This window comes from Streptomyces sp. NPDC092296 (assembly GCF_044755465.1).
Lineage (GTDB): Bacteria > Actinomycetota > Actinomycetes > Streptomycetales > Streptomycetaceae > Peterkaempfera.
The window spans coordinates 100,102-124,735 of record NZ_JBIVRB010000017.1 but is presented as its reverse complement, the minus strand read 5'-3'; the positions used below and the strand labels follow the sequence as shown (position 1 = coordinate 124,735).

The 24,634-nt window shown below is 74.2% G+C and carries 25 protein-coding genes; 17 read left to right on the top strand and 8 right to left on the bottom strand.

Translation table 11 applies throughout. The features are described 5' to 3' along the window. Nucleotides 1–38: 38 nt before the first annotated feature. Nucleotides 39–1,346, bottom strand: a complete 1,308-nt coding sequence (locus ACIQGZ_RS26410; protein ID WP_402606340.1) for an MFS transporter — start codon at nt 1,344–1,346, stop codon at nt 39–41. On the opposite strand from ACIQGZ_RS26410, the gene ACIQGZ_RS26405 reads away from it, so the two are divergent. Both ACIQGZ_RS26405 and ACIQGZ_RS26400 read left to right on the top strand, forming a co-directional pair. Next, a complete protein-coding gene (locus tag ACIQGZ_RS26405) occupies nt 1,340–2,113 on the top strand; it encodes a hypothetical protein (protein ID WP_402606337.1) in 774 nt (257 codons plus the stop codon). The genes ACIQGZ_RS26410 and ACIQGZ_RS26405 overlap by 7 nt on opposite strands. Nucleotides 2,114–2,154: 41 nt before the next feature. Further along, on the top strand, nt 2,155–3,867 hold the full coding sequence (locus ACIQGZ_RS26400; RefSeq protein WP_402606334.1) for a hypothetical protein: 1,713 nt from the start codon (nt 2,155–2,157) through the stop codon (nt 3,865–3,867). Nucleotides 3,868–3,888: 21 nt separating this feature from the next. On the opposite strand, the gene ACIQGZ_RS26395 is transcribed toward ACIQGZ_RS26400, so the two are convergent. Next, nucleotides 3,889–5,235, bottom strand: a complete 1,347-nt coding sequence (locus tag ACIQGZ_RS26395) for an MFS transporter (RefSeq protein ID WP_402606331.1) — start codon at nt 5,233–5,235, stop codon at nt 3,889–3,891. 75 nt (nt 5,236–5,310) lie between these two features. Between ACIQGZ_RS26395 and ACIQGZ_RS26390 the strand changes: the two genes are divergently transcribed. The 4 genes from ACIQGZ_RS26390 to ACIQGZ_RS26375 all read left to right on the top strand — a co-directional run bounded on the left by ACIQGZ_RS26390 (nt 5,311) and on the right by ACIQGZ_RS26375 (nt 8,132). Further along, a complete protein-coding gene (locus tag ACIQGZ_RS26390; RefSeq protein ID WP_402606328.1) occupies nt 5,311–6,273 on the top strand; it encodes a helix-turn-helix domain-containing protein in 963 nt (320 codons plus the stop codon). A gap of 109 nt (nt 6,274–6,382) precedes the next feature. Then, on the top strand, nt 6,383–7,060 hold the full coding sequence (locus tag ACIQGZ_RS26385) for a helix-turn-helix domain-containing protein (protein ID WP_402606325.1): 678 nt from the start codon (nt 6,383–6,385) through the stop codon (nt 7,058–7,060). Continuing rightward, nucleotides 7,044–7,688, top strand: a complete 645-nt coding sequence (locus ACIQGZ_RS26380; protein ID WP_402606323.1) for a hypothetical protein — start codon at nt 7,044–7,046, stop codon at nt 7,686–7,688. The genes ACIQGZ_RS26385 and ACIQGZ_RS26380 overlap by 17 nt, the downstream gene beginning before the upstream one ends. Nucleotides 7,689–7,829: 141 nt before the next feature. Further along, nucleotides 7,830–8,132 (top strand): DUF2516 family protein, encoded by a 303-nt coding sequence (locus ACIQGZ_RS26375; protein ID WP_402606372.1) that lies wholly within the window; start codon nt 7,830–7,832, stop codon nt 8,130–8,132. A gap of 93 nt (nt 8,133–8,225) precedes the next feature. On the opposite strand, the gene ACIQGZ_RS26370 is transcribed toward ACIQGZ_RS26375, so the two are convergent. Then, nucleotides 8,226–9,707, bottom strand: a complete 1,482-nt coding sequence (locus tag ACIQGZ_RS26370; protein ID WP_402606320.1) for a PP2C family protein-serine/threonine phosphatase — start codon at nt 9,705–9,707, stop codon at nt 8,226–8,228. Nucleotides 9,708–9,920: 213 nt separating this feature from the next. On the opposite strand from ACIQGZ_RS26370, the gene ACIQGZ_RS26365 reads away from it, so the two are divergent. Beyond that, nucleotides 9,921–10,448: an O-acetyl-ADP-ribose deacetylase gene (locus ACIQGZ_RS26365; protein WP_402606318.1), complete on the top strand. Its 528-nt coding sequence runs from the start codon at nt 9,921–9,923 to the stop codon at nt 10,446–10,448. A gap of 212 nt (nt 10,449–10,660) precedes the next feature. Here the strand turns inward: ACIQGZ_RS26365 and ACIQGZ_RS26360 are convergent, their stop codons facing one another. Continuing rightward, a complete protein-coding gene (locus tag ACIQGZ_RS26360) occupies nt 10,661–11,494 on the bottom strand; it encodes a class I SAM-dependent methyltransferase (RefSeq protein ID WP_402606316.1) in 834 nt (277 codons plus the stop codon). A 205-nt stretch (nt 11,495–11,699) separates the two neighbouring features. Here ACIQGZ_RS26360 and mshA point away from each other — a divergent pair, with 205 nt between their 5' ends. Both mshA and ACIQGZ_RS26350 read left to right on the top strand, forming a co-directional pair. Next, on the top strand, nt 11,700–13,133 hold the full coding sequence (gene mshA / locus ACIQGZ_RS26355; protein WP_402606314.1) for a D-inositol-3-phosphate glycosyltransferase: 1,434 nt from the start codon (nt 11,700–11,702) through the stop codon (nt 13,131–13,133). A 9-nt stretch (nt 13,134–13,142) separates the two neighbouring features. Next, complete coding sequence (locus tag ACIQGZ_RS26350; RefSeq protein WP_402606311.1) at nt 13,143–13,694, top strand: YbjN domain-containing protein; 552 nt, start codon at nt 13,143–13,145, stop codon at nt 13,692–13,694. A 4-nt stretch (nt 13,695–13,698) separates the two neighbouring features. Here ACIQGZ_RS26350 and ACIQGZ_RS26345 read toward each other — a convergent pair whose 3' ends face one another. Then, nucleotides 13,699–14,979, bottom strand: coding sequence for an MDR family MFS transporter (locus tag ACIQGZ_RS26345; protein WP_402606308.1), 1,281 nt, complete (start codon nt 14,977–14,979; stop codon nt 13,699–13,701). A gap of 156 nt (nt 14,980–15,135) precedes the next feature. Here ACIQGZ_RS26345 and ACIQGZ_RS26340 point away from each other — a divergent pair, with 156 nt between their 5' ends. Beyond that, the gene (locus ACIQGZ_RS26340) at nt 15,136–15,894 is read left to right on the top strand and encodes a phosphoglyceromutase (protein ID WP_402606305.1); all 759 of its coding nucleotides are present in this window, start codon (nt 15,136–15,138) and stop codon (nt 15,892–15,894) included. Between the two features lie 57 nt (nt 15,895–15,951). On the opposite strand, the gene ACIQGZ_RS26335 is transcribed toward ACIQGZ_RS26340, so the two are convergent. After that, entirely contained in the window at nt 15,952–16,158 is a 207-nt protein-coding gene (locus ACIQGZ_RS26335) for a hypothetical protein (protein ID WP_402606302.1), read from the bottom strand. A gap of 160 nt (nt 16,159–16,318) precedes the next feature. Next, a complete protein-coding gene (gene phoU / locus ACIQGZ_RS26330) occupies nt 16,319–16,990 on the bottom strand; it encodes a phosphate signaling complex protein PhoU (RefSeq protein ID WP_402606300.1) in 672 nt (223 codons plus the stop codon). A 255-nt stretch (nt 16,991–17,245) separates the two neighbouring features. On the opposite strand from phoU, the gene ACIQGZ_RS26325 reads away from it, so the two are divergent. Together ACIQGZ_RS26325 and ACIQGZ_RS26320 are read left to right on the top strand one after the other, a co-directional pair. Further along, entirely contained in the window at nt 17,246–18,562 is a 1,317-nt protein-coding gene (locus ACIQGZ_RS26325) for a sensor histidine kinase (protein ID WP_402606298.1), read from the top strand. Next, nucleotides 18,559–19,251 carry a response regulator gene (locus ACIQGZ_RS26320; RefSeq protein WP_402606295.1) on the top strand — a complete coding sequence of 231 codons (693 nt, stop codon included), beginning with the start codon at nt 18,559–18,561 and terminating at the stop codon, nt 19,249–19,251. Before ACIQGZ_RS26325 ends, ACIQGZ_RS26320 begins: the two co-directional genes overlap by 4 nt. A 132-nt stretch (nt 19,252–19,383) precedes the next feature. Here the strand turns inward: ACIQGZ_RS26320 and ACIQGZ_RS26315 are convergent, their stop codons facing one another. Further along, on the bottom strand, nt 19,384–19,923 hold the full coding sequence (locus ACIQGZ_RS26315; RefSeq protein ID WP_402606293.1) for a DUF461 domain-containing protein: 540 nt from the start codon (nt 19,921–19,923) through the stop codon (nt 19,384–19,386). 536 nt (nt 19,924–20,459) lie between these two features. Here ACIQGZ_RS26315 and ACIQGZ_RS26310 point away from each other — a divergent pair. The 5 genes from ACIQGZ_RS26310 to cysS all read left to right on the top strand — a co-directional run bounded on the left by ACIQGZ_RS26310 (nt 20,460) and on the right by cysS (nt 24,546). After that, nucleotides 20,460–20,942 carry a CarD family transcriptional regulator gene (locus tag ACIQGZ_RS26310; RefSeq protein ID WP_014136563.1) on the top strand — a complete coding sequence of 161 codons (483 nt, stop codon included), beginning with the start codon at nt 20,460–20,462 and terminating at the stop codon, nt 20,940–20,942. 312 nt (nt 20,943–21,254) lie between these two features. Then, complete coding sequence (gene ispD, locus ACIQGZ_RS26305) at nt 21,255–22,025, top strand: 2-C-methyl-D-erythritol 4-phosphate cytidylyltransferase (protein ID WP_402606291.1); 771 nt, start codon at nt 21,255–21,257, stop codon at nt 22,023–22,025. Beyond that, complete coding sequence (gene ispF, locus ACIQGZ_RS26300) at nt 22,015–22,506, top strand: 2-C-methyl-D-erythritol 2,4-cyclodiphosphate synthase (RefSeq protein ID WP_402606288.1); 492 nt, start codon at nt 22,015–22,017, stop codon at nt 22,504–22,506. Before ispD ends, ispF begins: the two co-directional genes overlap by 11 nt. Before the next feature lie 169 nt (nt 22,507–22,675). Then, nucleotides 22,676–23,068, top strand: coding sequence for a PPOX class F420-dependent oxidoreductase (locus ACIQGZ_RS26295; RefSeq protein WP_402606286.1), 393 nt, complete (start codon nt 22,676–22,678; stop codon nt 23,066–23,068). A gap of 83 nt (nt 23,069–23,151) precedes the next feature. Continuing rightward, nucleotides 23,152–24,546, top strand: a complete 1,395-nt coding sequence (gene cysS, locus ACIQGZ_RS26290) for a cysteine--tRNA ligase (protein ID WP_402606284.1) — start codon at nt 23,152–23,154, stop codon at nt 24,544–24,546. The last annotated feature ends 88 nt before the right edge of the window (nt 24,547–24,634 follow it).

The following is a 24,634-nucleotide window of genomic DNA, read 5'->3' as shown; positions in this document are numbered from 1 at the left end:
CGCGCACGGGCCGGACCAGGTACCCAGCCGCCCCCGGCTCAGGTCGGGGACCGGCCCGGTTGGGCGTCCTCCGGTCCGGGGGCGGTCGGCAGGCCGGGGGAGGCCGCCACCGGGTCGGGTGGGCGGAGGGCGCCCAGCGTCCGTACGGCGGGGATCGCCAGGACGGCGGCCGCCGCCACCAGCTGCCACCCGGCGCCGAAGGCCAGCACGGCGGAGGCGCCGGTGTGCTCCGCGACCGGTCCGGCGGCGGCCAGGCCCACCGGGCCGAGCACGAAAGCGCCCAGGGCGCCGAAGGCGCTGATCCGGGCCAGTACGTCGGGCGGCACCCGCTGCTGGGTCACGCTGTTGTAGAGGGTGCCGACCACGGCCGAGCCGACCCCCGCGAGCAGCGCGGCGACCGCCGTCCAGGCGAGCGGCGCGCGGACGGCGAGCGCGGCGGAGGGCAGCGCCCAGCCGAGGCTGGCGACCGTCGCCACCGCCAGCGGGCGGCCCGGCCGGCGGCCGAGCATGGCCAGGCCGCCCGCGACGGCACCGATCCCGTACCCGGCCATCACCAGGCCCCAGGCCCACGCCCCGCCGAGCCGCCGCTGCGCGGTGAGCGGGCCCAGCACCAGGAACGGCGCCCACACCAGCAGGTTGAACAGCCCCATGTGGGCGGTGGTGGTCCACAGCCAGGCCCGGGAGCGGAACTCCGTCCAGCCCTCCCGCAGGTCGGCCAGGAGCGACGCGGGTTCCTCGGCGGCCGGGCGGCGGGGGAGCGAGAGCCGGACCAGGGCCAGCGCGCCGATCGCATAGCTGGCGCCGTCCGCGAGCAGCACGGCTGCGGGCCCCCAGACGGCGGTGACGATGCCCGCCGTGCCCGGCCCGGCGACGGTGGCGACCGATCGGGCCAGCCCGAGCAGGGCGTTGGCGTCCGACAGCCGGTGCCGATCCCGTACCAGCTCCGGGGTGAGCGCCCCCAGGGCGGGCAGGAAGAAGCCCTCCCCGACGCCCCAGACGGCGACCGTGGCGGCCATGGTCCACAGCGACGGACGCCCGGTCAGCAGCAGTACGGCCAGCGTCGTCTGGGTGGCGCAGCGGAGCAGATCCGCCGTCAGCATCACGCGCTTGCTGTCCAGCCGGTCCGCGATGACACCGCCCGCGAGCAGCACCAGCACGATCGGCAGAATCCGGGCCGCCATCACCCAGCCGAGCCCGGTGCCGTTCCCGCCGTTGTCCAGGACGGCGAAGGCGACCGCCACCGGCGCCATGGCCGACCCGAAGAGGGAGGTCGCGTACCCGATGAAGAACCGCCGGAAGTCGGGCTCGGCCGGCACTGCCGGCCGACCGTTCGCACTGCTTGCCATGGACGGAGTCTGCCGCCGCCAGCCCCGGTTCCCGCCGGGTCTACCGGATCGCGCTGGCCACCTGGTCCTGGCCGCTGGTGGACCGGCCCACGCCCACCGGCGGCGACCGCCGCCGCGCCGCGCCGCCGGTGCTGCCGCTGGCCCTGCTGGACAGCCCCGCCTCCGCCGCCAGGCTGCGGGACGCCCTCGCGCTGCGGTCGGCCGCCCGCGACCCACGGACCGTCAGCCGGGAACTCTCCATCCTGCGCGCCGCCGTCAGCTGGTGGCGCGCCCAGGGCTGGATCAGCGGCGACCCGGTGGCCGGGCTGCGGCCCCCGGCGCTGCCCGAGGCCGCCGCCGCGCCGCTGTCGCCGGACGAGCTGCGCGCCCTGTTCGCGCTGCGGGTGCCGCTGCGGGAGAAGGCCGGCTGGCACCTGCTGTACGAGAGCGGCGCCGCCATCGAGCAGCTGCTCGCCCTGGACGTGGACGACCTGGACCTGCCCGGCCGCCGCACCCGCGCCGGCGCGGCCGGTCGGCCGCTGCGCTGGCGGGCCGGGGCGGCCCGGCTGCTGCCCCTGCTGGTCGCGGGCCGCACCGCGGGCCCGTTGCTGCTGACCGACCGCCGCGCCCCGCAGGGCACCCCGGCGGCGGACCGGTGCCCGTTCAGCGGTCGCGGCCGGCTGTCCTACCGCCGCGCCGCCGAACTGTTCACCGCCGCCACCCGCCCGCTGGACCCGGCGGGCCGGGGCTGGACGCTGCGGCGGCTCCGTGCGGCGGGACAGGGCTGAGCCGGATGCAACCTTTCGGCCGGTTCGTCGGTCCTCTGGTCATGGTCACGCTGAGACGCCTCACCACGCTGACGGCTGCGGTCTCCGTCACCGTGGTCACCGCACTGGCCGCCGTACCGGCGGCATCGGCCACCACGGCCCCCACACTCCAGCTCAAGGCACCGAAGACGTACTACGCGGACGTTCCGGCGACGGGCAAGGCCCCCGCGCGGTTCGAGCTGGAGCTGAACCTCGCCCAGGTGCCCGACGAGAAGCCCATCGCCAAGGACGTGGTGGTCACCGTCGACGCCGGCGCGCTGGCGGGCAAGGTCCAGCTGAAGGCCGGCGGCGGCTGCACGGCCGCCGGGCTGGTCTTCACCTGCGACGTCGGCTCGGTGGACGGGCTGATACCGCTAATCCCCTTCACCATCCGGCAGGCGGCGGGCGCGACCATCGGGGAGGGCGGGACGCTCAGCTACACGGCCTCCTCCGCCAACGCCGGTACGGTCACCGGCTCCACCCGGGTCGTCATCGGCGGCCCGCAGCTCATCCCCCGGGTGCACCCGGCCGTCAAGGACCTGGCCCCCGGCGCCCGCTTCCCGCTCACCCCGGCCGTCGAGAACACCGGCAACCTCCCGGCGACCGGCGTCGGCGTGCTGCTGTACGGCACCGACGGGCTGCGGCTGGCCCGTAAGTACGACAACTGCCGCTACATCGGCGCCGACACCCCGCAGAACAACGCGCACGCGGTGTGTACCTTCCCGGACGTGACGGTGGCGCCCGGCACGGCGTACGAGTTCGCCGACGCGCTGTCGTACGGCGCGGACCCCCAGCTGATGTACGGCAGCATCGACTACCTCGCCTGGGCACTCGACGGGCCCGCCCCGGCGGGCTACGACTCCGGCTCGTACAGCGTCACCGGCACCGGACCGGCGCTGACCCTCAAGCCCACGGCTGCCGAGGGCTTCGCGAGCACCGGCGGCTCCGTGGACGTGACCACCGGTCAGCACGCGGACTACCAGGCGCTCGGCGGCGTGATCAGGGGCAGGGTCGGCCAGCAGGTGCAGCTCAGGCTGGGGGTGCGCAACAACGGCCCCGGTTCGATGCAGCTGGGCGACCGCGCCGGCTCGGGCAGCGGCACCATGGTGGTCGAGGTGCCCGCCGGAGTGACCGTGCTCAGCATCCCGTTCCCGGGCGAGGACGACCCGTGGGCCTGCACACCGCGCGCCAAGGCCGCGCGGACGTACAGCTGCGAGATCGATGACACCTTCTACGCCGGTGACGACTTCGACCTGACCTTCGTCGTACGGATCGACAAGGCCGTCAAGGGTGCCCGGGGCAGCGTGACGGCCAAGGGACGCGCCGACTACCCCAACCGCGACGATGTGCCGGGCAATGACACGGCGGCCCTCACCGTGCAGGTCCCCGGCGCCTCCACGCCCCCCGCCACTCCCAGTGCTCCGGCCACCCCCGGTGCCACCACGGGCGGCTCGGCCACCGGCTCCGGCGGCGCGACCGGGGCGGCCGCGTCCGGGGGCTCCTCGGGCGGCTCGTCCTCGGGCGGCTCGTCCTCGGGCGGCGCGACCGGGGCGACCAGCAGCGGCGCTTCGGCCGGCGCGACCGGCGGGACCTCCGGCGGGACCTCCGGCGGCGGTGCGCTGGCGGCCACCGGTACGGACGACCGTACCGGCCTGATCACCGGCTCCGCCGTGCTCGCCCTCGGCCTGGGCGTGGGCGCCCTCGCCATCGTCCGCCGCCGCCGCTCGGCGCGCTGACCCCCCTCGGGCCGGTCGGCCTCATCCGCCGACCGGCCCGACCGGCCCGACCGGCCCCGGCTCGGCGGCCGCCTCCCGGCCGGGCTCGGCGCCGCGCTGCTCCGCAGGCGCCGGTTCGGCAGGCGCCGGTTCGGCGGGCGCGGCCCGGCCGGCCTGGGCGTGCGGCAGGCTGCGGACGGCGGCGGAGGCCAGCGGCGCCAGGGCCGCCACGGCGTAGATGACACCGGCGGTCGTGGTCACCCGGAAGCCGCCGAGGTGCTGCGCCAGCGGGCCGACGCTGAGCTGGCCGATCGGGATGGCGACGAAGGACAGCAGGTCGTCGTACGACGAGACCCGCGACAGCACCTGCGGGGGCACATGCTCCTGCAACGAGGTGTCCCAGCTGATCCCCGTGACGGCCGAGCCCAGCCCGTCCACGAAGGCGGCGCCGATCAGCCAGGGGGCGGGCAGCCCCGCGCCGAGGACCAGCAGCGGCAGCGCGCCGGTCACGGCCACCAGCTGCCCCAGCCGCAGCAGACGGGTGACCCTCAGCCGGTACATCAGCACACTCATCACCAGCAGCCCCCCGCCCCGGGCGCTGAGCACGAACCCCCAGGTCGCCTCGCCGCTGAGCTGCTTGGTGAGCGCCGGGCCCAGGATCTGCCAGGTGCCGGTCTGCACCAGGTTGATCACGCAGAAGCAGGCGGCCACCACCCACACCCAGCGGATGCGGCGGAACTCGGTCCACCCCTCGCGGATGTCGGTCAGCATCGAGGTGGCTGATGTCGAGGTGGCCCGGGGCGCGGGAGCGCTGCCGGTGAGGGACAGCCGGGCGAGGCAGCCCGCCGCGAGGAGGAAGGTCAGCGCGTCGAAGGCGATGGCCGGTCCGCTGCCGACGGACACCACCAGCAGGCCGGAGAGGCTCGGCCCAAAGATCTTCGTGGCGTTGCGGGTCGACCCGAGCAGCGAGTTCGCCTGCCGCAGCTGGGACTTGTCGACCAGCTCGGGTACGACACCCCGCAGCGCCGGGGTGGTGAACGCGTCCAGCACCCCGTTGAGCAGCGACAGCGCCGCCACCAGGGGCAGTGAGTAGTGCCCGGTCAGCAGCAGCGCCGCCACACCGCCCTGGGTGAGCCCCGAGCCCAGGTTGGCGGCCACCAGTACCGTCCGGCGCGGAAACCGGTCCGCCGTGGCCCCGCCGACCAGCAGGAACGCCAGCAGCGGCACCATATGGGCGACCAGGATGACGCCCAGGTCGCTGGTGCTGCCGGAGGCGTCCAGCACCGCGAACGCCAACGCGACCGGTGCCATCGAACTGCCGAGCAGCGACACCAGGCGGCCGGCGAAGAACCAGCGGAAGTCCGGCCGTTCCAGCAGGGGTGAACGCATTCCGCAGAGTCTGCGGGCGGGCCCGGGGCAGGCACTATCGTTTCGGCGGAGGGCGAAAGAATGACACTGCTGCGGTTGACCTCACTGGCCCTGTCGCGCTCGCGGTTCGCGCTCTCGCCGCTCGCCGAGACCCTGGCCTCGATGCGCCTGCTGGACCAGCCGTGCACCGACCCCTGGCTGGCCGGCTGGCACGCCCGCTACCAGCCGGTGTTCCGCGCCGCCCTCGCGGCGGACCCCTTCGCCCGGGGCCTGGTCGGGCTGCTGCACTCGACCCAGTGGCTGCCCGCCTTCCTGGTGATCCCGCCGGGCGGCGGCATGCGCACCACCTTCGCCGGCGAACTGGCGGCGCTGGCCCGCGCGTCCGACGCGGAGGTACGCGCCGAACTGGAGACCTCACGGGCGCACAGCCCGCTCCCGCACGACCTGGGCTGGCTCACCGGGCCCGGCCTGGCCGCCAGGGCCGCCGACCTGCTCGACCTGGTCTGGCACAGCTGCGTCGCCCCGGACTGGCCGCGCCGCCGGGCCCTGCTGGAACGGGACGTCACCTACCGGGCCGGGCTGCTGGCCGCGTACGGCTGGCCCCGCGCCCTCCAGCAGATGAGCCGCCGCAGCGCCTGGGTCGGGACGGACGCGATCCGCTTCAGCGACCGGCCCGGCCCGGACCACATCGTCGGGGACGAGGGCATGCTCTTCGTACCGGTCAGCCTGCGGAGCGGCAGCTGGCTGTGCGAGGCGCCCCCGGCGCAGTACGCCCTCGTCTACCCGGCGCGCGGCGTCGCCGCCACCGAGCAGCCGAGGGCCGACCGCGCCCTGGAGCGGCTGATCGGCCCCGGCCGCGCGGCGATCCTCCGCGAGCTGGAGCGCCCCGCCACCACCAGCGAACTCGCCGCCCACTTCGGCCTCTCCCTCGGCACCGTCGGCGGCCACCTGGCCGTCCTCCGCGCCGCCGACCTGGTCGCCGGCACCCGGGTCGGCCGCCGCGTCGTCTACCACCGCACCCCCACCGGCACCCTCCTCACCGGCCCCCCGGAAGCCTGACGCCCCCGGCACGCTCGCCCACTCGGAACGGGGACCCGCTGCGGCGCGCCGGGACACACTTGCAAGCACCGTGCTTGCAATAGTTAGCACTCGGGTGCACGATGTGGGCATGGCCTCACTGAACGTTGGCTCGCTGGGCGAGTACATCCGTGAGCAGCGGCGCAGCGCGCAGTACTCGCTGCGGCAGCTCGCCGAGGCGGCCGGGGTGTCCAACCCGTATCTCAGCCAGATCGAGCGCGGGCTGCGCAAGCCGAGTGCGGAGATCCTCCAGCAGATCGCCAGGGCGCTGCGGATCTCGGCGGAGACGCTGTATGTGCAGGCCGGGATTCTGGAGGAGCGCGAGGAGGAGGGGTTGGAGCTGCGGGCCTCGATCCTGGCCGACCCGCTGATCAGCGAGCGGCAGAAGCAGGTGCTGCTCGCGATATACGACTCCTTCCTCAAGGAGAACGCGGCGGCTGCGGCGGACGGGGGCGGGGCCGTCGGGGCGGTGGAGAAGGCGATAGCCACCGCCAGGGCGGTCGGCGCCAAGGCGGCGCAGGTACGGGTCCCCGGGAGGGGGTCCGGCCGGGAGAGACCGCCCGGACGGCAGTCCGTACAGCCTGAGCAGCCCGTACAGCCCGTACAGCCCGTACAGCCCGTACAGCCCGTACCGGACGAGCAGCAGGACGAGCAGGGCCGGCAGGACGAGCAGGGACGCGCCCCCGGTGGGGACGCGCAGACCACCGCGACTGAGCAGTCGCGCACAGACGATGCGAAGGGGAGGACCCCTCATGCCGATCACCGATGACCTGAAGAAGACCCTGACCGACCCGACCCCGCTCTACGCGCTGGCCGGCGTCGGTGAACTGGCCTACGCGAAGCTGCGCGAGGTCCCCGGCAAGGTCGAGGAGATCAGCGCGGACCGCAAGGGCGCCCAGGAGCGGGCGGCGGCGCGGCTCCAGGAGGCGCAGGCGCGGCTGGTCGAGGCGCAGGCGAAGGTCACCGAGACGGTGAGCACGCTGCCGACCGACTTCAAGGTGCTCCAGGAGCGGGCCCAGGGCTTCGCCCTCCAGCAGGTCGGGCGGGCCGCCGAGTTCGCGGTCAAGGCCAAGGAGGTCTACGACGACCTGGCCGAGCGCGGCAAGGTGGCCGTGGAGCGGAGCCGCCGGGAGACGGCCCGGCAGATCGAGGAGAAGGGCGCGACCTTCGAGGCGAAGGCGTCGGCGGTGGCCGACGGGGCCGTGGTGCGGTTCGCGGACGCGGCCGACGAGGTGGCGGAGACCCTTGCCCCCAAGGAGGAGTCGGCCGAGGGCCGGGGTGCGGCCGCCAAGCCGAGCGGCACCGGGCGCAAGCCCGCCGCCGCCAACGGCGCCGGGGCCAACGGGTCGGGAACCAACGGGTCGGGAACCAACGGTTCCGGCCCCTCGGCCGGCTGACCGGCCGGGCACTTGTCACGGATGCGGTCCGTTCACCCCGCAACGGGCCCTACCGTGCCACGATGAAGACTCGCGCGGAGACTGGAGAAGGAGGCCACAGTGGGAGCCCAAGCTGTTCTGTCCCTTGAGTGGCTCAACCCGATGTGGTGGCTGGTCACCGCGGTCGTCCTCTTCAAGGTGGCGGCGCTGGTCGATGCGGTGACCCGCCGGGAGGACGCCTACCGGGCGGCTGACAAGAAGACCAAGCCGTTCTGGCTGCTGGTGCTGGGGCTGGCGGTGGTGCTGGACCTGCTCTTCACCACCAGTGTCTTCGGCATCTTCGTACTCGTCGGGCTGGTCGCCGCCATCGTCTACATGGTGGATGTCCGGCCTGCGGTGCGGGCGGTCTCCGGCGGTGGGCGCGGTGGCGGCAATCGCAACATGGGTCCGTATGGGCCCTGGTGAGCTGAAGCAGTCGTACGGCGGCGGCCCCGGCACTCCCTCGGCAGAGGGCGCCGGGGCCGCCGCCGTCCGTCGTCCGCTGTCCGTACGCCGTGCTCAGCGGCCGTCGGCCGCCCGGCGCTCCAGCAGCAGCACCGCGACATCGTCGGTGAGCGCCCCGCCGTTGAGCTCCTCGACCTCGGCGATGGCGGTGTCGATCAGCTGCTGGTGCATCACTCCGGCGGCCCGGTGGTCGGTGACCAGGCTCAGCAGCCCGTCCTGCCCCAGGCGGAGCGAACCGGCGCCGACCCGGCCCTCGATCAGGCCGTCGGTGTAGAGCAGCAGGCCCCATTCGCCGCCCAGCTCGATCCGCACCGGCGGCCAGTGGTCCAGGCCGCTGCCACCCGGGACCAGGCCCAGCGCCGGGCCCGGGTCGTCGGCGGGCAGCAGCTCGGGCCGGGCACCCGGGCGCAGCAGCAGCGGGGCGGGGTGGCCGGCCAGATACAGCTCGGCGTGCTCGCAGTCGGGGGAGATGGCGAGCATGCAGAGGGTGGCGAAGATCTCGTCGCTGCGCCGCTCGTGTTCCAGCACCCGCTGCAGGGTGCCCAGCAGGGCCTGGCCGGTGAGGTCGGCGAAGACCAGGGTGCGCCACGCTATCCGCAGCGCCACCCCGAGGGCCGCTTCGTCCGGCCCATGGCCGCAGACGTCACCGATCACCACGTGCACGGTGCCGTCGGCGGTGCGGACGGCGTCGTAGAAGTCGCCGCCGAGCAGTGCGCGGCGGCGGCCGGGCCGGTAGCGCCGGTGGAAGGTGAGCGCGGAGCCTTCCAGCAGCGGGGTGGGCAGCAGATGGCGCTGGAGGCGGGCGTTCTCCTGGCCGCGCAACTGGGCCTCGACCAGGCGGCGCTGCGACTCGTCGGCCCGCTTGCGCTCGACCGCGTAGCGGATGGCGCGGGCCAGCAGCGGGCCGTCGGTCTCATGCTTGACCAGGAAGTCCTGGGCGCCGGCGGCGACGGCGGCGGCCCCGAGGTGGGCGTCGGCGGCCCCGGTGAGGACCAGCACCGCCGTGTGCGGGGCGCGTCTCAGCAAGGTGTGCAGCCCGGCCAGCCCGCGTGCGTCGGGCACGGCGAGGTCCAGCAGCACGCAGGCGATGCGGCCGCCGTGGGTGGCGAGCTGCCGCCCGGCCTGCTCCAGGCCCCGGGCCCAGCGCAGTTCGAAGGGCTGGCCGGTGGCGTCCAGCAGCTCCTGGAGGAGCCGTACGTCACCCGCGTCGTCCTCGACGACCAGCAGCTCGATCGGGGTGGGCCGGGCGCCGTCCGGGCCGGAGCCGTGCCGGGGGCGCGGTATGGGCGAGCCGCCGCGCACATCCGGCCGGACCGACCGGGGCCCGGTGCGGCGCCGCCGCTCGGTGGGGGAGGGGGCGGCCACCGGAAGGTCGGCCGGTGGCAGGTCGGCCAGTGCGTGGTCAGCCGGCGCGTGGTCGGCCAGTGCGTGCTCGGCCAGTGCCTGGTCAGCCGGTGGCAGGTCGGTCGGTGCGGTGGTGCAGGCCCCGGCCGGATACGGCGTGCCGAGGTCCCGCTCGTCTCCGGATGCGGGCATCAATCGGTCCTCTCTGTCCCCGACCGTGCAACGGCCGGGTCCGGTGTGTGGTGCCCGCTGGGCATCACACACCGTCGACGTTCCCGTGACCTTACGTGATCCTCGCCCGGTCCGGCCCGCTGCCCGCCGGCCGCCCCGCGCGGGTCCGCACGGCGGTGACCGGCGCGGATAGCCTCGGAAGGGTCGGTACGGAGTACTGCGGAGGGCGGACGGGTGACACGAATCACGCTGGTTCGGGGTGATATCACCGAGCAGCAAGTGGACGCGGTGGTGAACGCGGCCAACTCCTCGCTGCTGGGTGGTGGCGGGGTGGACGGCGCCATCCACCGGCGCGGCGGTCCCGAGATCCTTGCGGACTGCCGACGGCTCAGGGCGTCCCGGTACGGCAGGGGGCTGCCGACGGGTCGGGCGGTGGCGACCACGGCGGGCCGGCTCCCGGCGCGCTGGGTCATCCATACGGTGGGGCCGGTGTACCGGCCGGACGAGGACCTCTCGGAGCTGCTGGCCTCCTGCTACCGGGAGTCGCTGCGGGTGGCGGACGAACTGGGGGCGCGGACGGTCGCGTTCCCCGTGGTGTCGGCCGGGATCTACGGCTGGCCGATGGACGATGCGGCGCGGATCGCGCTGACGACCGTCGCCGGGGCGGCCGGGGCGGTGGCCGAAGCGCGGTTCGTACTCTTCGATGAGGAGGCGTTCGAGACGTTCCGTAGCGTGCTGGGGGCGCTGGCGCCGGAGGGCTGATGCCGGGTCAGGTGCGGCGGGGAATCCCGGGGGATCGTGCTCATGTTCCCATCGTCACCTGTCGTGCCGTCAATATGCCAGCACTATTCGATAACTCGTTCGAGTGATTCGCCGGGGTGGCCGACCCGCCGGGACACCCACCGGGACACCCACCAGGACACCCACCGGGACCCCCATCGGTTCCGGCCGCCGACCCGGCGCTCCCGCCCAGGTCAGGGCGCCACCGCCGCCCACCGCACCGTCACCTCGCCCAGCCGCCACCGGCCCCGCGGCCCGACCAGCGGCCAACTCCCGGCCAGCCCCGCGCACGCCGCCACCCAGCGCTGCCGCGCCCCGAACGCCGCGTACGGCGCAGCCGCCGCCCACGCCCGGTCGAAGTCCGCCAGGAACGCATGCACCGGCTCGCCCGGCACATTGCGGTGGATCAGCGCCTTGGGCAGCCGCTCGGCCAGCTCACCGGGCCGCCCCAGCCCGCCCAGCCGCGCCGCGAAGGTCACCGTACGCGGCCCCTCCGGACCCAGGGCCACCCACACATGCCGCCGCCCCACCTCGTCGCAGGTGCCCTCCACCAGCAGCCCGCCCGGCGCCAGCCGCCCGCAGAGCCGCTCCCACACCGCCGCCACCTCCCGCTCCTCGTACTGCCGCAGCACATTCGCCGCCCGTACCAGCAGCGGCCGCGCCCCGCCGTCCAGCGGCAGTTCGAAGCCGCCGCGCCGGAACGACAGCCCCGGCGGCCGGGCGTACGGCAGCGCCGCCGCCACCCGCTCCGGCTCGATCTCGACCCCCACCACCCGGACGTCCGCCCGGACCGCCGCCAGCCGCCCGTGCAGCTCGACCGCCGTCCACGGCGCCGCGCCGTACCCCAGGTCCACCACGGTCGGCGCCACGGCGGAGCGCCGCAGCGCGGGGCCGAGCGCGGCGGCGATCCAGCGGTCCATCCGCCGCAGCCGGTTGGTGTTGGTGGTGCCACGGGTCACCGTCCCGACCGGGCGCGCCGGCCGGCCGAGGGCAGCGGACGGCGCGCTGTCACGGAAGGAGGGAGCCATGCCAGGCAGCGTACGCGGGCCCCGGAACAGCCCCGGCCGGGCCGCCCGGCGGTCACGTTTCGGTCACGGGGAATCGGGCAGGGCGCCTCCTTGGTTGTCACACGGTTGGAGTCATCGCCACCCAGGGCGGCGCCGACGCCGGTTGCGGGCCCGCGCGGGCCGAGGACGGCAGCAATCGGGGGAGACAAACAGGAGGACCATTCCGGTGAGCCAGCACCCTGCGCGGCCGGTACGGCGCAGTCAGCAGCAGCGCGCCCGACTCAACCCCTTCCAGGGCCTGGCCGCCGGGCGGCGCGCCCGCCGCCCGCGCCGCGTCGCCATGCTGAGCGTGCACACCTCCCCGCTGCACCAGCCCGGGACGGGCGACGCGGGCGGCATGAACGTCTACATCGTCGAGCTGTCCAAGCGCCTGGCCGAACTGGGCGTCGAGGTGGAGGTCTTCACCCGCACCACCTCCTCCGAGCTGCCGCCGACCGTGGAGCTGGCCCCCGGCGTGCTGGTCCGCCATGTCACCGCCGGCCCGTACGAGGGGCTGCTCAAGGAGGACCTGCCCGCCCAGCTCTGCGCCTTCACCCACGGCGTGCTGCGCACCGAGGCCGGCCACCGGCCCGGCTACTACGACCTGGTGCACTCCCACTACTGGCTCTCCGGCCAGGTCGGCTGGCTGGCCGCCGACCGGTGGGGCGTCCCGCTGGTGCACACCATGCACACCATGGCCAAGGTGAAGAACGCCGCCCTCGCCGCCGGCGACACGCCCGAGCCCGCGGCCCGGGTGATCGGTGAGACCCAGGTCGTCGGCGCCGCCGACCGGCTGATCGCCAACACCGCCGACGAGGCCGCCGAGCTGGCCCTGCACTACGACGCCGCTCCCGAGCAGCTGGCCGTGGTCCACCCCGGGGTCAACCTGGAGGTCTTCCGCCCCGCCGGGCCGCGCGACCAGGGCCGGGGCGGCCCCGCCGCCGCCGTCCGCGCGGGCCGCGCCGCCGCCCGGACCCGGCTCGGACTGCCCGCCGAGGCCACCGTGCTGCTCTTCGCCGGCCGCATACAGCCGCTCAAGGCCCCCGACGTGCTGCTGCACGCCGTCGCCGTACTGCTCGACCGGGAACCGGCACTGCGCGACCGCCTGATCGTCCCGGTGGTCGGCGGCCCCAGCGGCACCGGCCTGGCCCGCCCCGAGAGCCTGCAGAAGCTCGCCGCCCGACTGGGCATCAGCGATGTCGTCCGCTTCCAGCCGCCGGTCGGCCAGCCCGACCTGGTCGACTGGTACCGGGCGGCCACCGCGCTGGTGATGCCCTCGTACAGCGAGTCCTTCGGCCTGGTCGCGCTGGAGGCCCAGGCGTGCGGCACCCCGGTGGTCGCCGCCGCCGTCGGCGGACTCCCGGTCGCGGTGCGCGACGGCGCCACCGGCTTCCTGGTCCAGGGCCACGACCCGCAGGACTGGGCCCGTACGCTGCGGCGCTTCCTGGACGACCCGGCGCTGGGCGACCGGCTCGGCACCGCCGCCGCCGAGCACGCGGCCCGCTTCGGCTGGAGCGCCTCGGCGCTGGCCACCGCCGAGGTGTACGCGGACGCGGTGGGCCGCCCCGACGCGGACGGCGGGCGCGGCGCCTCCCGGCTGCGCCGCGCGTCCGCGCGATAGCGTCCCCCCATGGCCACCGGCAGCGAAACCGCCCTGGAGATCCTCCGCAGCGCCCTGGACGAGGCCGGGGTGGCCTGGGAGCCGAGCCCCGGCGACCCCCGTACGCTGGTCGTCACGCTGCCCGGCACCCGCAAGCTGTCCACCACCTGCGCACTGCGGATCGGTGACCACACCCTGTCGGTGAACGCCTTTGTGCTGCGCCGCCCGGACGAGAACCACGAGGCGGTCTACCGCTGGCTGCTGGAGCGCAACACCCGGCTGTACGGGGTCGCCTACGCCGTCGACCGGCTGGGCGACATCTACCTCGCGGGCCGGCTGCCGCTGGCCGCCGTCACCGCCGACGAGGTCGACCGGCTGCTCGGCACGGTGCTGGAGAACGCCGACGAGCCGTTCAACACCCTGCTGGAGCTGGGCTTCGCCTCCGCCATCCGCCGCGAGTGGGAGTGGCGTACCAAGCGCGGCGAGTCCACCCGCAACCTCGCGGCCTTCGGCCACCTGGCGGGCCCGGCCGCCGACCGGCCCGACCGGCCCGACCAGCCCGACCGCCCCGACCAGCCCTGAGCCGTCAGGAGACCGCCCCAGACACCGGCTCCGCCACCGGCGGCGCGGGCTCGACCACGGGTACGGATACCGGACGGCTGCGGACCAGCAGCGCGTAACCCACCGCGGCCACCGTCCCCAGCAGCGCGCACGCCCCCCACACCGCGCCCCCGCCGGCCCGGTCCAGCAGCAGCCCGCCCCCCACCGGGGCCAGGAACGACGCCGCCGACCAGGAGAGCGAGTACACCCCCTGGTAGCGGCCGCGCGCCTGGGCCGGGGACAGCTCCGCCACCAGGGCCATGGTGGTCGGCGCCTGGATGATCTCCCCGATCGTCCACACCCCCACCGTCACCGCGTAGAAGGCCGCCGAGTGGGCGAAAGCGGTCAGCCCGAAGCCCCAACCGGTCAGCAACGCCGCCGCGAAGAGCAGCGACGCCCGGCTGCGCCCGGTCATCAGCCGGGTCACCGGGATCTGGAGCAGCACGATCAGCAGCCCGTTGAGGCCGATGACGAAGCCGTACTGGGTGGCCGTCAGCCCCGCCTCGCCCATGTCCACCGCCAGCGTGGTGCTGCCCTGCTGGGAGATCAGCGCGACCAGGAAGGTCAGCCCCACCAGCGCCATGAACGGTCCGTCGCGCAGCACCCGTCCCAGCCCGATCCCCGGCCGCGCGCCGCCGCCCGTCGGCGCGGCGGCCGCCTCGGGGCGGGTCTCCGGCACCTTGGCGAAGACCACCAGCGCACAGAGCAGGGTGGCCGCCGCGTCCGCGACGAAGAGCACCAGATAGCCGTGCGCGGCCACCAGCCCGGCGACCGCCGCCGAGACGCCGAAGCCGATGTTGATCGCCCAGTAGTTCAGGGAGAAGGCTCGGACGCGGTCCTGCGGCGGCACCAGGTCTGCCATGATCGCGGAGGTGGCCGGCCGGGAGGCGTTGCCGGCCAGCCCGAGCAGCAGCGCCGAGACGGCGATCGCGGTCTGCCCCTGGGCGAAGCCCAGCAGCAGGGTGCAGCCGGCGGTGCTCAGCTGCGCCACCAGCAGGGTCGGCCGCCGGCCGACCCGGTCCGCCAGCACCCCGCCGACCAGCGCCGCGACCGCCGAGCCCAGCCCGTAGAGCGAGGCGACCAGGCCCGCGTAGCCGGCCGAGTAGCCCCGGCCCGCCGTGAGGTAGAGCGCCAGGAAGGTGACGACGAAGCCGCCCAGCCGGTTGACCAGGGTGCTGGTCCACAGCCACCAGAAGCTGCCCGGCAGGCCGCCGGTCGTCTCGGCCACCGCCCGGCGCACGGCAGACAGGGCGGGTGGCGCGGACATGGGGCGGCTCCGGAGCGGCGGCGAGGCAGGGGGGTTCGCGGTGAGCGCGACAGGGTGCACCGCTCACCATGCAGGTAAGTAGTGAAACCGCTGAGCGCAGATTACCGACACCCGGCCCAGTAGGGCCACCCGATAACCCTCGATTAGGCTGTGACCATGGCTGACTCCCCGTACCGACTCGTGCTGCTCCGCCATGGCGAGAGCGAGTGGAACCAGAAGAACCTCTTCACCGGTTGGGTCGACGTCGACCTCAACGGGAAGGGCGAGACGGAGGCCGCACGCGGCGGCGAGCTGCTGGCGGCCGAGGGCCTGCTGCCCGACGTGCTGCACACCTCCCTGCTGCGCCGCGCCATCCGCACCGCGCAGATCGCCCTCGACAAGGCCGACCGCCACTGGGTCCCGGTCCGCCGCAGCTGGCGGCTGAACGAGCGTCACTACGGGGCGCTCCAGGGCAAGGACAAGGCGCAGACCCTCGCCGAGTTCGGCGAGGAGCAGTTCCAGCTCTGGCGCCGCTCGTACGACACCCCGCCGCCGGTGCTGGCGGACGGCTCGGAGTTCTCGCAGTCCGACGACCCGCGCTACGCCGAGATCCCCAGCGAGGAGCGCCCGCGCACCGAGTGCCTCAAGGACGTCGTGGTGCGCATGCTGCCGTACTGGTACGACGCCATCGTGCCGGACCTGGCGGCCGGCCGCACCGTGCTGGTCACCGCGCACGGCAACAGCCTGCGCGCCCTGGTCAAGCACCTCGACGGCATCTCCGACGAGGCCATCGCCGGCCTCAACATCCCCACCGGCATCCCGCTGCTCTACGAGCTCGACGCGGACTTCAAGCCGGTCACCCCCGGTGGCCGCTACCTCGACCCGCAGGCGGCGGCGGCCGCCATCGAGGCCGTGAAGAACCAGGGCAAGAAGTAACGCCCGCGACGCCCGCAGCATCGGTGGCCCGGCCCCCCACGGGGAGCCGGGCCACCGTCACGCGCGGGTCAGCCGCAGCCACCGCCGCAGCGGCAGTTGCCACCGGACTTGCAGCCGCAGCCGCACCCGGCGCCGCAGCCGCAGGCCGCGACGGTCGGCAGCGGGATGCCGGCGCAGGAGCTCGGCGGCTCGACCGGGCTGCTCGGAGTGGAAACGGGCGGGGTGGGGGCTTCCTTCATGGTGCGGACCCTCCTTGTAGGCCATGCCTCTCGTAGGCCATGCCTCATCACCGATTGAAGCCGCCTGCTTCACGGAGCGTCAACGGCGCGCGGAAGCGGTCGGCCGGCCCGGTACGCGCCCCTACGCCCGCGCCCGGCACCGGCCGCACCCCCGGCACCGGCCGCACCCCCGGCACCGGCCCCCGCTACTGGCCGGACCCCTCCGCCACGAAGTCGTCCGCGTGCTCCCCGGTCACCAGGAACACCACCCGCTTGGCCACCGACACCGCATGGTCGGCGAACCGCTCGTAGTAACGGCCGCAGAGCGTGACATCCACCGCCGTCTCGATGCCGTGCTGCCAGCGGTCGTCCAGCAGGTGCGAGAACAGGTCCCGGTGCAGCCGGTCCATCTCGTCGTCGTCCCGCTCCAGCTCCAGCGCGGCGTCCACGTCCTTGGTGGTGATCACCAGCCCCGCCTTGGCCACCAGCCGCTGCGCCAGCTGCCCCATCGCCAGCACGGTGCTGTGCAGATCGGCCGGGACCGCCGACTCCGGGTAGCGCAGCCGGGCCAGCTTGGCGACATGGCGGGCCAGGTCGCCCGACCGCTCCAGATCGGCGCTCATCCGCAGCGAGGTGACGACGATCCGCAGGTCGGTGGCGACCGGCTGCTGCCGGGCCAGCAGGTCGATCGCCCGGTTCTCCAGCTCGTGGTGGAGCGCGTCCACCTTCTCGTCGGCGGCGATCACACTCTCCGCGAGCGCCAGATCGGCGTCGAGCAGCGCCGTGGTGGCCCGCCCCATCGCGGACCCGACCAGCCGGGCCATCTCCACGAGCCCGTCGCCGATCGAGTCGAGCTCCTCGTGGTACGCGTCGCGCATTGTCGTCCTCCCGGCTGCCGCCCCGCACCTCGCGGGGCGGACGAAAGCAGTGGTGTCGCGGTGTCGGTGGCGGCCGGACCGGCCTCCCGCCGCGGCCTCGCCGGGCGGGTACGACCACAGTGCGCCGCTCGGGCGACCCCCCACCGGGCGCGGAGTGAACCAATGGCAGCGTGCAGGTGAATTCTCGGCAACCAGTCACCGATCCGGGCATCAGGGTCTTGGGGCTGGTCAGCGCGGTGCGCTTAGGCTGGCGGTATGGACGTGAACGCGGCTGCCGCCGCAGCCTGCGCCATGGCCGGGCTCGGCGTCGGCCTCACGGCCGCACTCGCCTTCCGGTGGAGCGAGCGCGAGCAGGCGCGCAGTCGGGCCGGAGCGCCCCCCGAGTCAACCCTCCCGCCGGGCGTGGACACCGTGCTCTCGGTGCTGCGCTCCTGCGCGATCGTGCTGGGCGACGGCGACGAGGTCGTCAAGGCCAGCTCCTCCGCGTACGCCATGGGCCTGGTCCGCGGCGGCGGGATGGCGGTGGACGAGATCCTGGCCCTGGCCAGGACCACCCGCCGGGACGGCGAGATACGGCAGGTCGAACTGGACCTGCCCAAACCCGGGCTCACCCGGGCGGGCGACCCGCTGGCGGTCGCGGTCCGGGTCGCTCCGCTCGGCTCCCGGCTGGTGCTGGTGCTGGTGGACGACCTCACCGAAGCCCGCCGGATCGAAGCCGTACGCCGCGACTTCGTCGCCAACGTCAGCCATGAGCTCAAGACCCCGGTCGGCGCCCTCTCCCTGCTCTCCGAGGCAGTGCAGGACGCCAGCGACGACCCGGAGGCGGTACGCCGCTTCGCGGGCCGGATGCAGATCGAGTCCACCCGGCTGACCAGCCTGGTCCAGGAGATCATCGACCTCTCCCGGGTCCAGGACGACCAGCAGCTCGCCGACCTGGAACCGGTCGCGGTGGACGAGCTGGTCGCCGAGGCCATGGACCGCTGCCGGCACCAGGCCGCCGCCAAGCAGATCACCATGGCCGCCGGCGGCACCACCGGCCTCCACCTGCGCGGCAACCGGGGCCAGCTCGCCGCCGCGCTCGGCAACCTGGTGGAGAACGCGGTCAACTACAGCACCCCCCGCACCCGGGTCGCGGTCGCCGCCCGTACGGTCGCCGGCGTGGACGACAAGGGCTACGCCGACGGCTCCGTCCTGGTGGAGATCTCGGTCAGCGACCAGGGCATCGGCATCTCGGAGAAGGACCGGGAGCGGATCTTCGAGCGGTTCTACCGGGTCGACCCGGCCCGCTCCCGCGCCACCGGCGGCACCGGGCTCGGCCTCTCCATCGTCAAGCACGTTGCCGCCTCGCACGGCGGCACCGTCTCGGTGTGGAGCGTGGAGGGCCAGGGCTCCACCTTCACCCTGCGGCTGCCCGCCGGGAAGGCCCCCGCCGGCACGCCGGAACCCCCGGCGCCCGCGCCGTCCGGCAGCACCGCGTACCAGCCCGGTCCCCACTCCCACCCCCACCCCCACGACTCCGCGCCCGTGCCGGAGCCCACCCCCGCCACCACTGCCCCGGAGGTCCTTCCGTGACCAGAGTGCTCGTCGTCGAGGACGAGGAATCGTTCAGCGACGCACTGTCCTACATGCTCCGCAAGGAAGGCTTCGAGGTGGCCGTCGCCGCCACCGGTCCGGACGCGCTGGAGCAGTTCGAACGCAACGGCGCCGACCTGGTCCTGCTGGACCTGATGCTGCCCGGACTGCCCGGCACCGAGGTCTGCCGCCAGCTGCGCACCCGCTCCAGCGTCCCCGTGATCATGGTGACGGCCAAGGACAGCGAGATAGACAAGGTGGTCGGCCTGGAGATAGGCGCCGACGACTACGTCACCAAGCCGTACTCCACCCGGGAGCTGGTCGCCCGCATCCGCGCGGTGCTCCGCCGCCGGGGCGAGGAGGGCGGCTCGGCGGCGGTCGGCGGCCCCGGCGCGCTGGAGGCCGGACCGGTCAGGATGGACGTGGACCGGCACGTGGTGACCGTGGACGGCGGCAAGGTCGACCTGCCGCTCAAGGAGTTCGACCTGCTGGAGATGCTGCTGCGCAACGCCGGCCGGGTGCTCACCCGGATGCAGCTGATCGACCGGGTCTGGGGCGCCGACTACGTGGGTGACACCAAGACGCTGGACGTGCACGTCAAGCGGCTGCGGGCCAAGATCGAGCCGGACCCGGGCGCCCCGCGCTACCTGGTCACCGTGCGCGGGCTCGGCTACAAGTTCGAGCCCTGACCGGGCCGGCGGCTGTCCCCGGCGGCCGCCCGGTGTACGCGCGCCCCCGGGAGCGCTTCGGCTGCTCCCGGGGGCGTCGCGCTGCGTACCGTGTGCTGCGTACCGTCTGGCGCGTACCGTCTGGCGCGCGGGTCAGCTCCCGGCGGCGGCCGGGGCGCTCGGCGCGAAGGACGAGTAGTCGCCGGTGCCGCTGACCACGGCCGCCTCCGTCTTGACCGAGCCCGCCGAGTCGAAGGAGAAGGTCACCGGAGCGAAGCCGCCCCGCTGCACCTTGGCGTCGGTGACCCGCACCGACGGCTGGCCGGGACCGCCGAGCAGCACCGAGCCGCCCGCCGGGACGGTGATCTCCCGCACCGTGCCCCCGTCCGGACCGGTGAACTCGGCCGTGCCCGCGTCGCCCACGGTGACCGACTTCAGCACCTGCGCGGTGGAGCCGGCGTTGCTGATGTTGACGCTGACGGCCGCCGGGCCGGACTCGCTCTGGTCGGCGCCCTCGGCCGCCTTGGTGACCAGCAGGATGTTGTTCAGCTTGAGGGTGGTGCCGATGGAGGCGGCCGCGTTGTCCGGCCTGACCTGGAGCGTCTCCGCGTCGTTGGAGGCGGCGCAGGCGGACAGCGGCGCAATCGCCAGGACGAGAGCGGCGATGGCGCCGCGTCGAAGGCTACGGCTCACGGCGGCGGCTTCTCCTTGGACGTGGGTGCGGACATCCGGCGGGCGGGCGTCCGGTTGGGACGGCCCTAGATTACCGACCGCCCTCTTCCGCTCCTCACGGGGTGGGTCCGTGTCGGGGGGTGGGTCCGTGTCGGGAGGTGGGTCCGGGTCGCGACCCGGGTCGCCCGGCGTGCCGGACGGCGCTGTGAGCCTCGGCACACGGCGCGCGACGTCCGATGGCGGCGCGTACGCCCGAAGTGCGCCCGTCCGTCCCCACCTGTGCGTATGCCGACCAGGAACAGCACCGCACCACACGGACGCCGCATCCGATCACGATCCGGACACGGGCGAAAAGAAGATCCAATGAGGGTTTCGGCGCGGTTTCACCGAGCGGCCGAACCGCTTCCCACCTGCGGTAAACGGGTCTCGAACAGGGGTCGCAGCACGCCACGGGGGCGCTTGTCAAGCCCTGAGACCCGCCCTGACCTGCGAAAACGCCCTTCGGATACAGCCGAACCCGTGTTATTCTGGAAAGCCACGGAAGGGGTACCTGTCACATGACGTTCAAGGTTGGCGACACCGTGGTCTACCCCCATCACGGGGCCGCGCTGATCGAGGCCATCGAAACCCGCCAGATCAAAGGTGTGGACAAGACCTACCTGGTGCTCAAGGTGCAGCAGGGCGACCTGACGCTGCGCGTGCCCGCGGAGAACGCAGAGTTCGTAGGCGTGCGCGACGTGGTCGGCCAGGAGGGCCTGGACCGCGTCTTCGAGGTGCTTCGCGCACCGTACACCGAGGAGCCCACCAACTGGTCCCGACGCTACAAGGCCAATCTCGAGAAGCTCGCCTCCGGCGACGTCATCAAGGTCGCAGAGGTTGTGCGCGACCTGTGGCGCCGTGAGCGGGAGCGCGGCCTCTCCGCCGGCGAGAAGCGGATGCTGGCGAAGGCCCGGCAGATCCTGGTGAGTGAGCTGGCGCTCGCCGAGAACACCAACGAGGACAAGGCCGAAACGCTGCTCGACGAGGTCCTCGCCTCCTGATCCAGAGGCGACCACCTCGCTCGGTGCGCCGCCGCGGTCCCCTGACCGCCGGTGTCGACCCGTCGTCGCCTCAGCGCCCGGTGCGATGCGCCCGCGTACCTCTCGTACGTCGGCGCGGCACTCCGGGCGCTGAGGCGTTCCCGGACGCCCGCGCCCCCCAAAGCCTCCGAGGGCGCACGTCCGCGCGGCACCACCCACGCGTACGCCCGGCGCGTCCGCCGGCCCCCACTGTTCCTTCACTCCCCGGTGCCGCCCCGGACCGTCACGGAAGGGATACTCGCCCTGAGGCGAGCGGGCCCGGTCCGGCACGCCTTGGCCATACCCACATCGCCGAAGGAACGAAACCTGAACGCCGCAGCAGTGGTCCCCGCCGCCGGTCGGGGCGAACGACTGGGCCCCGGTGCCCCCAAGGCCCTGCGCGAACTCGGCGGGGTCCCCATCCTGGTGCACGCCGTACGGGCCCTGACCCGCTCCCGCGCCGTCGCCCTGGTCGTGGTCGCCGCACCCCCCGGCGGCGTCGCCGAGGTGGCCGCCCTGCTGGCCGACCACGGCCTGCCCGGCAAGGACGTCCGGGTGGTCGCGGGCGGCGCCACCCGCCAGGAGTCGGTCCGGCTCGGCCTCGCGGCCGTCCCCGACGACGTGGACGTGGTCCTGGTGCACGACGCCGCCCGCCCGCTGGTCCCGGTGGAGGTGGTGGACGCGGTGGTGGACGCGGTACGCGGCGGCGCCGACGCCGTCGTCCCGGCGGTGCCGCTGGCCGACACCGTCAAGCGCGTCGATCCCCGCCCCGGCGGCGGCCCCGAGCCGGTGCTCGACACCCCCGACCGCTCGGTGCTGCGCGCCGTGCAGACCCCGCAGGGCTTCCGCCGCGAGGTGCTGCGGTCGGTGCACGAGCGGGCGCTGACCGAGGAGTCCGCCGGCTCGCTGCCGCCGATCACCGACGACGCCGGCCTGGTCGAGCGGTTCGGCGGCCGGGTCGTGGTCGTGCCGGGCCACGGCGAGGCGTTCAAGGTCACCCGTCCGCTGGACCTCGTCCTGGCCGAGGCCGTACTCGCCCGCAGGAGGGCCACCGATGGCTTCTGAGCCGCTGCTTCCCCGGGTCGGCATCGGCACCGATGTGCACGCCTTCGAGCCCGGCCGCCCGCTCTGGGTGGCCGGGCTGGAGTGGCCCGGTGCCGCGGCCGGGCTGGCCGGCCACTCGGACGCCGACGTGGCCGCGCACGCCGCCTGCGACGCGCTGTTCTCCGCCGCCGGCCTGGGCGACCTGGGCGCGCACTTCGGCACCGACCGGCCCGAGTGGTCCGGCGCCTCCGGGGTGACGCTGCTCGCGGAGGCCGCCCGGATCGTGCGCGCGGCCGGCTTCGGGATCGGCAATATCGCGATCCAGGTCATCGGGGTCCGGCCGAAGATCGGCAAGCGGCGCGCGGAGGCCCAGGCGGCGCTCTCCGCCGCCGTGGGCGCTCCGGTGTCGGTCTCCGGCACCACCACCGACGGGCTGGGGCTGACCGGACGGGCCGAGGGCCTGGCCGCCGTCGCCACCGCGCTGGTGTACCTGGCGCAGTGACCGCCCGGAAGGGCGCAGCCGGGCCGGAGGGCGCTGCCGGGTCGGAGGGCGCTGCCGGGGCCCCGGAAGGGCGTGGATCGGTCGCGCTCGCCACCCCCGGGTGTTTGGATGGCGGGGAACCACTTCCGTGCAGTACGCCGTGTCAGCAACCGACGAAGAGGGGTCGCGCGTGTCCGTGCCACTGTCCGACAAGGCCAAGGAACTGCTGGACGCCAAGAGCTTCGCCACCGTCGCCACCCTCCAGCCCGACGGCAGCCCGCAGCTGTCGGTCATCTGGGTGAAGCGTGACGGCGACGACGTGCTGTTCTCCACGCTGCAGGGCCGCCGCAAGCACCTCAACATCGTCAAGGACCCCCGGGTCTCGCTGGTCATCAACCCGCCGGAGGCCCCGTACACCTATGTCGAGGTGCGCGGCGAGGCGACCCTCAGCACCGAGGGCGGCCGGGAGCTGATCGACGAGTTGTCCCACAAGTACACCGGCAAGGACTACGGTTTCGACGGCCCCGACGACGTCCGGGTGGTCGTCCGGATCAGGCCCGCCAGGGTCGTCAACCACCTGTAGCCGACGGCTCCGGCCGGAAGTCGTGACCGCCCCGTGGCGCACAGGTCGCGGGGCACCGCCGGTTTCCCACTACGCTTGACGCTGTGAGCATTCGCCTGTACGACACCAGCACCCGCCAGGTACGCGACTTCGCCCCGCTCGTGCCGGGTCGGGCCTCGATCTACCTGTGTGGAGCGACCGTGCAGGCCGCTCCGCACATCGGCCACATCAGGTCCGGTCTCAACTTCGACGTGCTGCGGCGCTGGCTCGGCCACCGGGGCTACCAGGTCACCTTCTGCCGCAATGTCACCGACATCGATGACAAGGTGATCGCCAAGGGGCATGAGTTCGGTCAGCCCTGGTGGCAGATCTCCTACGCCAACGAACGGGCCTTCAACGACGCCTACGCCGTCCTCGGCTGCCTGCCGCCCACCGTGGAGCCGCGCGCGACCGGCCATGTGCCGGAAATGGTCGAGATGATGCGCACCCTGATCGAGCGCGGCCATGCCTACGCCGCCGACGGGAACGTCTACTTCGACGTGCGCTCCTTCCCCGACTACCTCTCGCTCTCCAACCAGGAGCTGGACAACCTCCGCCAGCCCTCCGGCGAGGGCGAGACCGGCAAGCGCGACCCCCGGGACTTCGCCCTGTGGAAGGCCGTGAAGCCCGGCGAGCCCAGCTGGGAGACCCCCTGGGGCCGCGGCCGGCCCGGCTGGCACCTGGAGTGCTCCGCGATGGCCCACAAGTACCTGGGCAGCGCCTTCGACATCCACGGCGGCGGCATCGACCTGATCTTCCCGCACCACGAGAACGAGATCGCCCAGTCCCGGGCGTACGGCGACGACTTCGCCAACTTCTGGATGCACAACGCCTGGGTCACCATGAGCGGCGAGAAGATGTCCAAGTCGCTGGGCAACTCGGTGCTGGTCTCCGAGATGGTGCAGCGCTGGCGCCCGATCGTGCTCCGCTACTACCTGGCCGCCCCGCACTACCGCTCCACCATCGAGTACAGCGAGGAGGCCCTGCGCGAGGCCGAGTCGGCCTTCGGCCGGATCGAGGGCTTCGTACAGCGGGTCGTGGAGCGCTGCGGCGCCGTGGAGCCGGCCGCCGAGATCCCGCCCGCCTTCAGCGAGGCGATGGACGACGACCTGGGCGTCCCGCAGGCGCTCGCCGTGGTGCACACCGCCGTCCGGCAGGGCAACTCCGCCCTCACCGCGGACGACAAGGACAACGCGATGGCCCGGCTGGCCGAGGTCCGTGCGATGCTCGGAGTGCTGGGCCTCGACCCGCTGGACGCCATGTGGGCCGACACCGAGCGCGGTGACGACCTGCACGGCGTGGTCGACAGCCTGGTACGCCTGGTGCTGGAGCAGCGGCAGGCGGCGCGGGCCCGCAAGGACTTCACCACCGCTGACGCCATCCGCGACCAGCTCGGCCAGGCGGGCCTGGCCATCGAGGACACCCCGTCCGGCCCCCGCTGGACGATCAGCAACCCATAGACCACCGAGGCGGACTCGCAGTGAGGTGGGCCGCACCGCACCCGGTGCGGCCCACCTCACTGCGGGCCCACCCCACCTGACGAGTAGG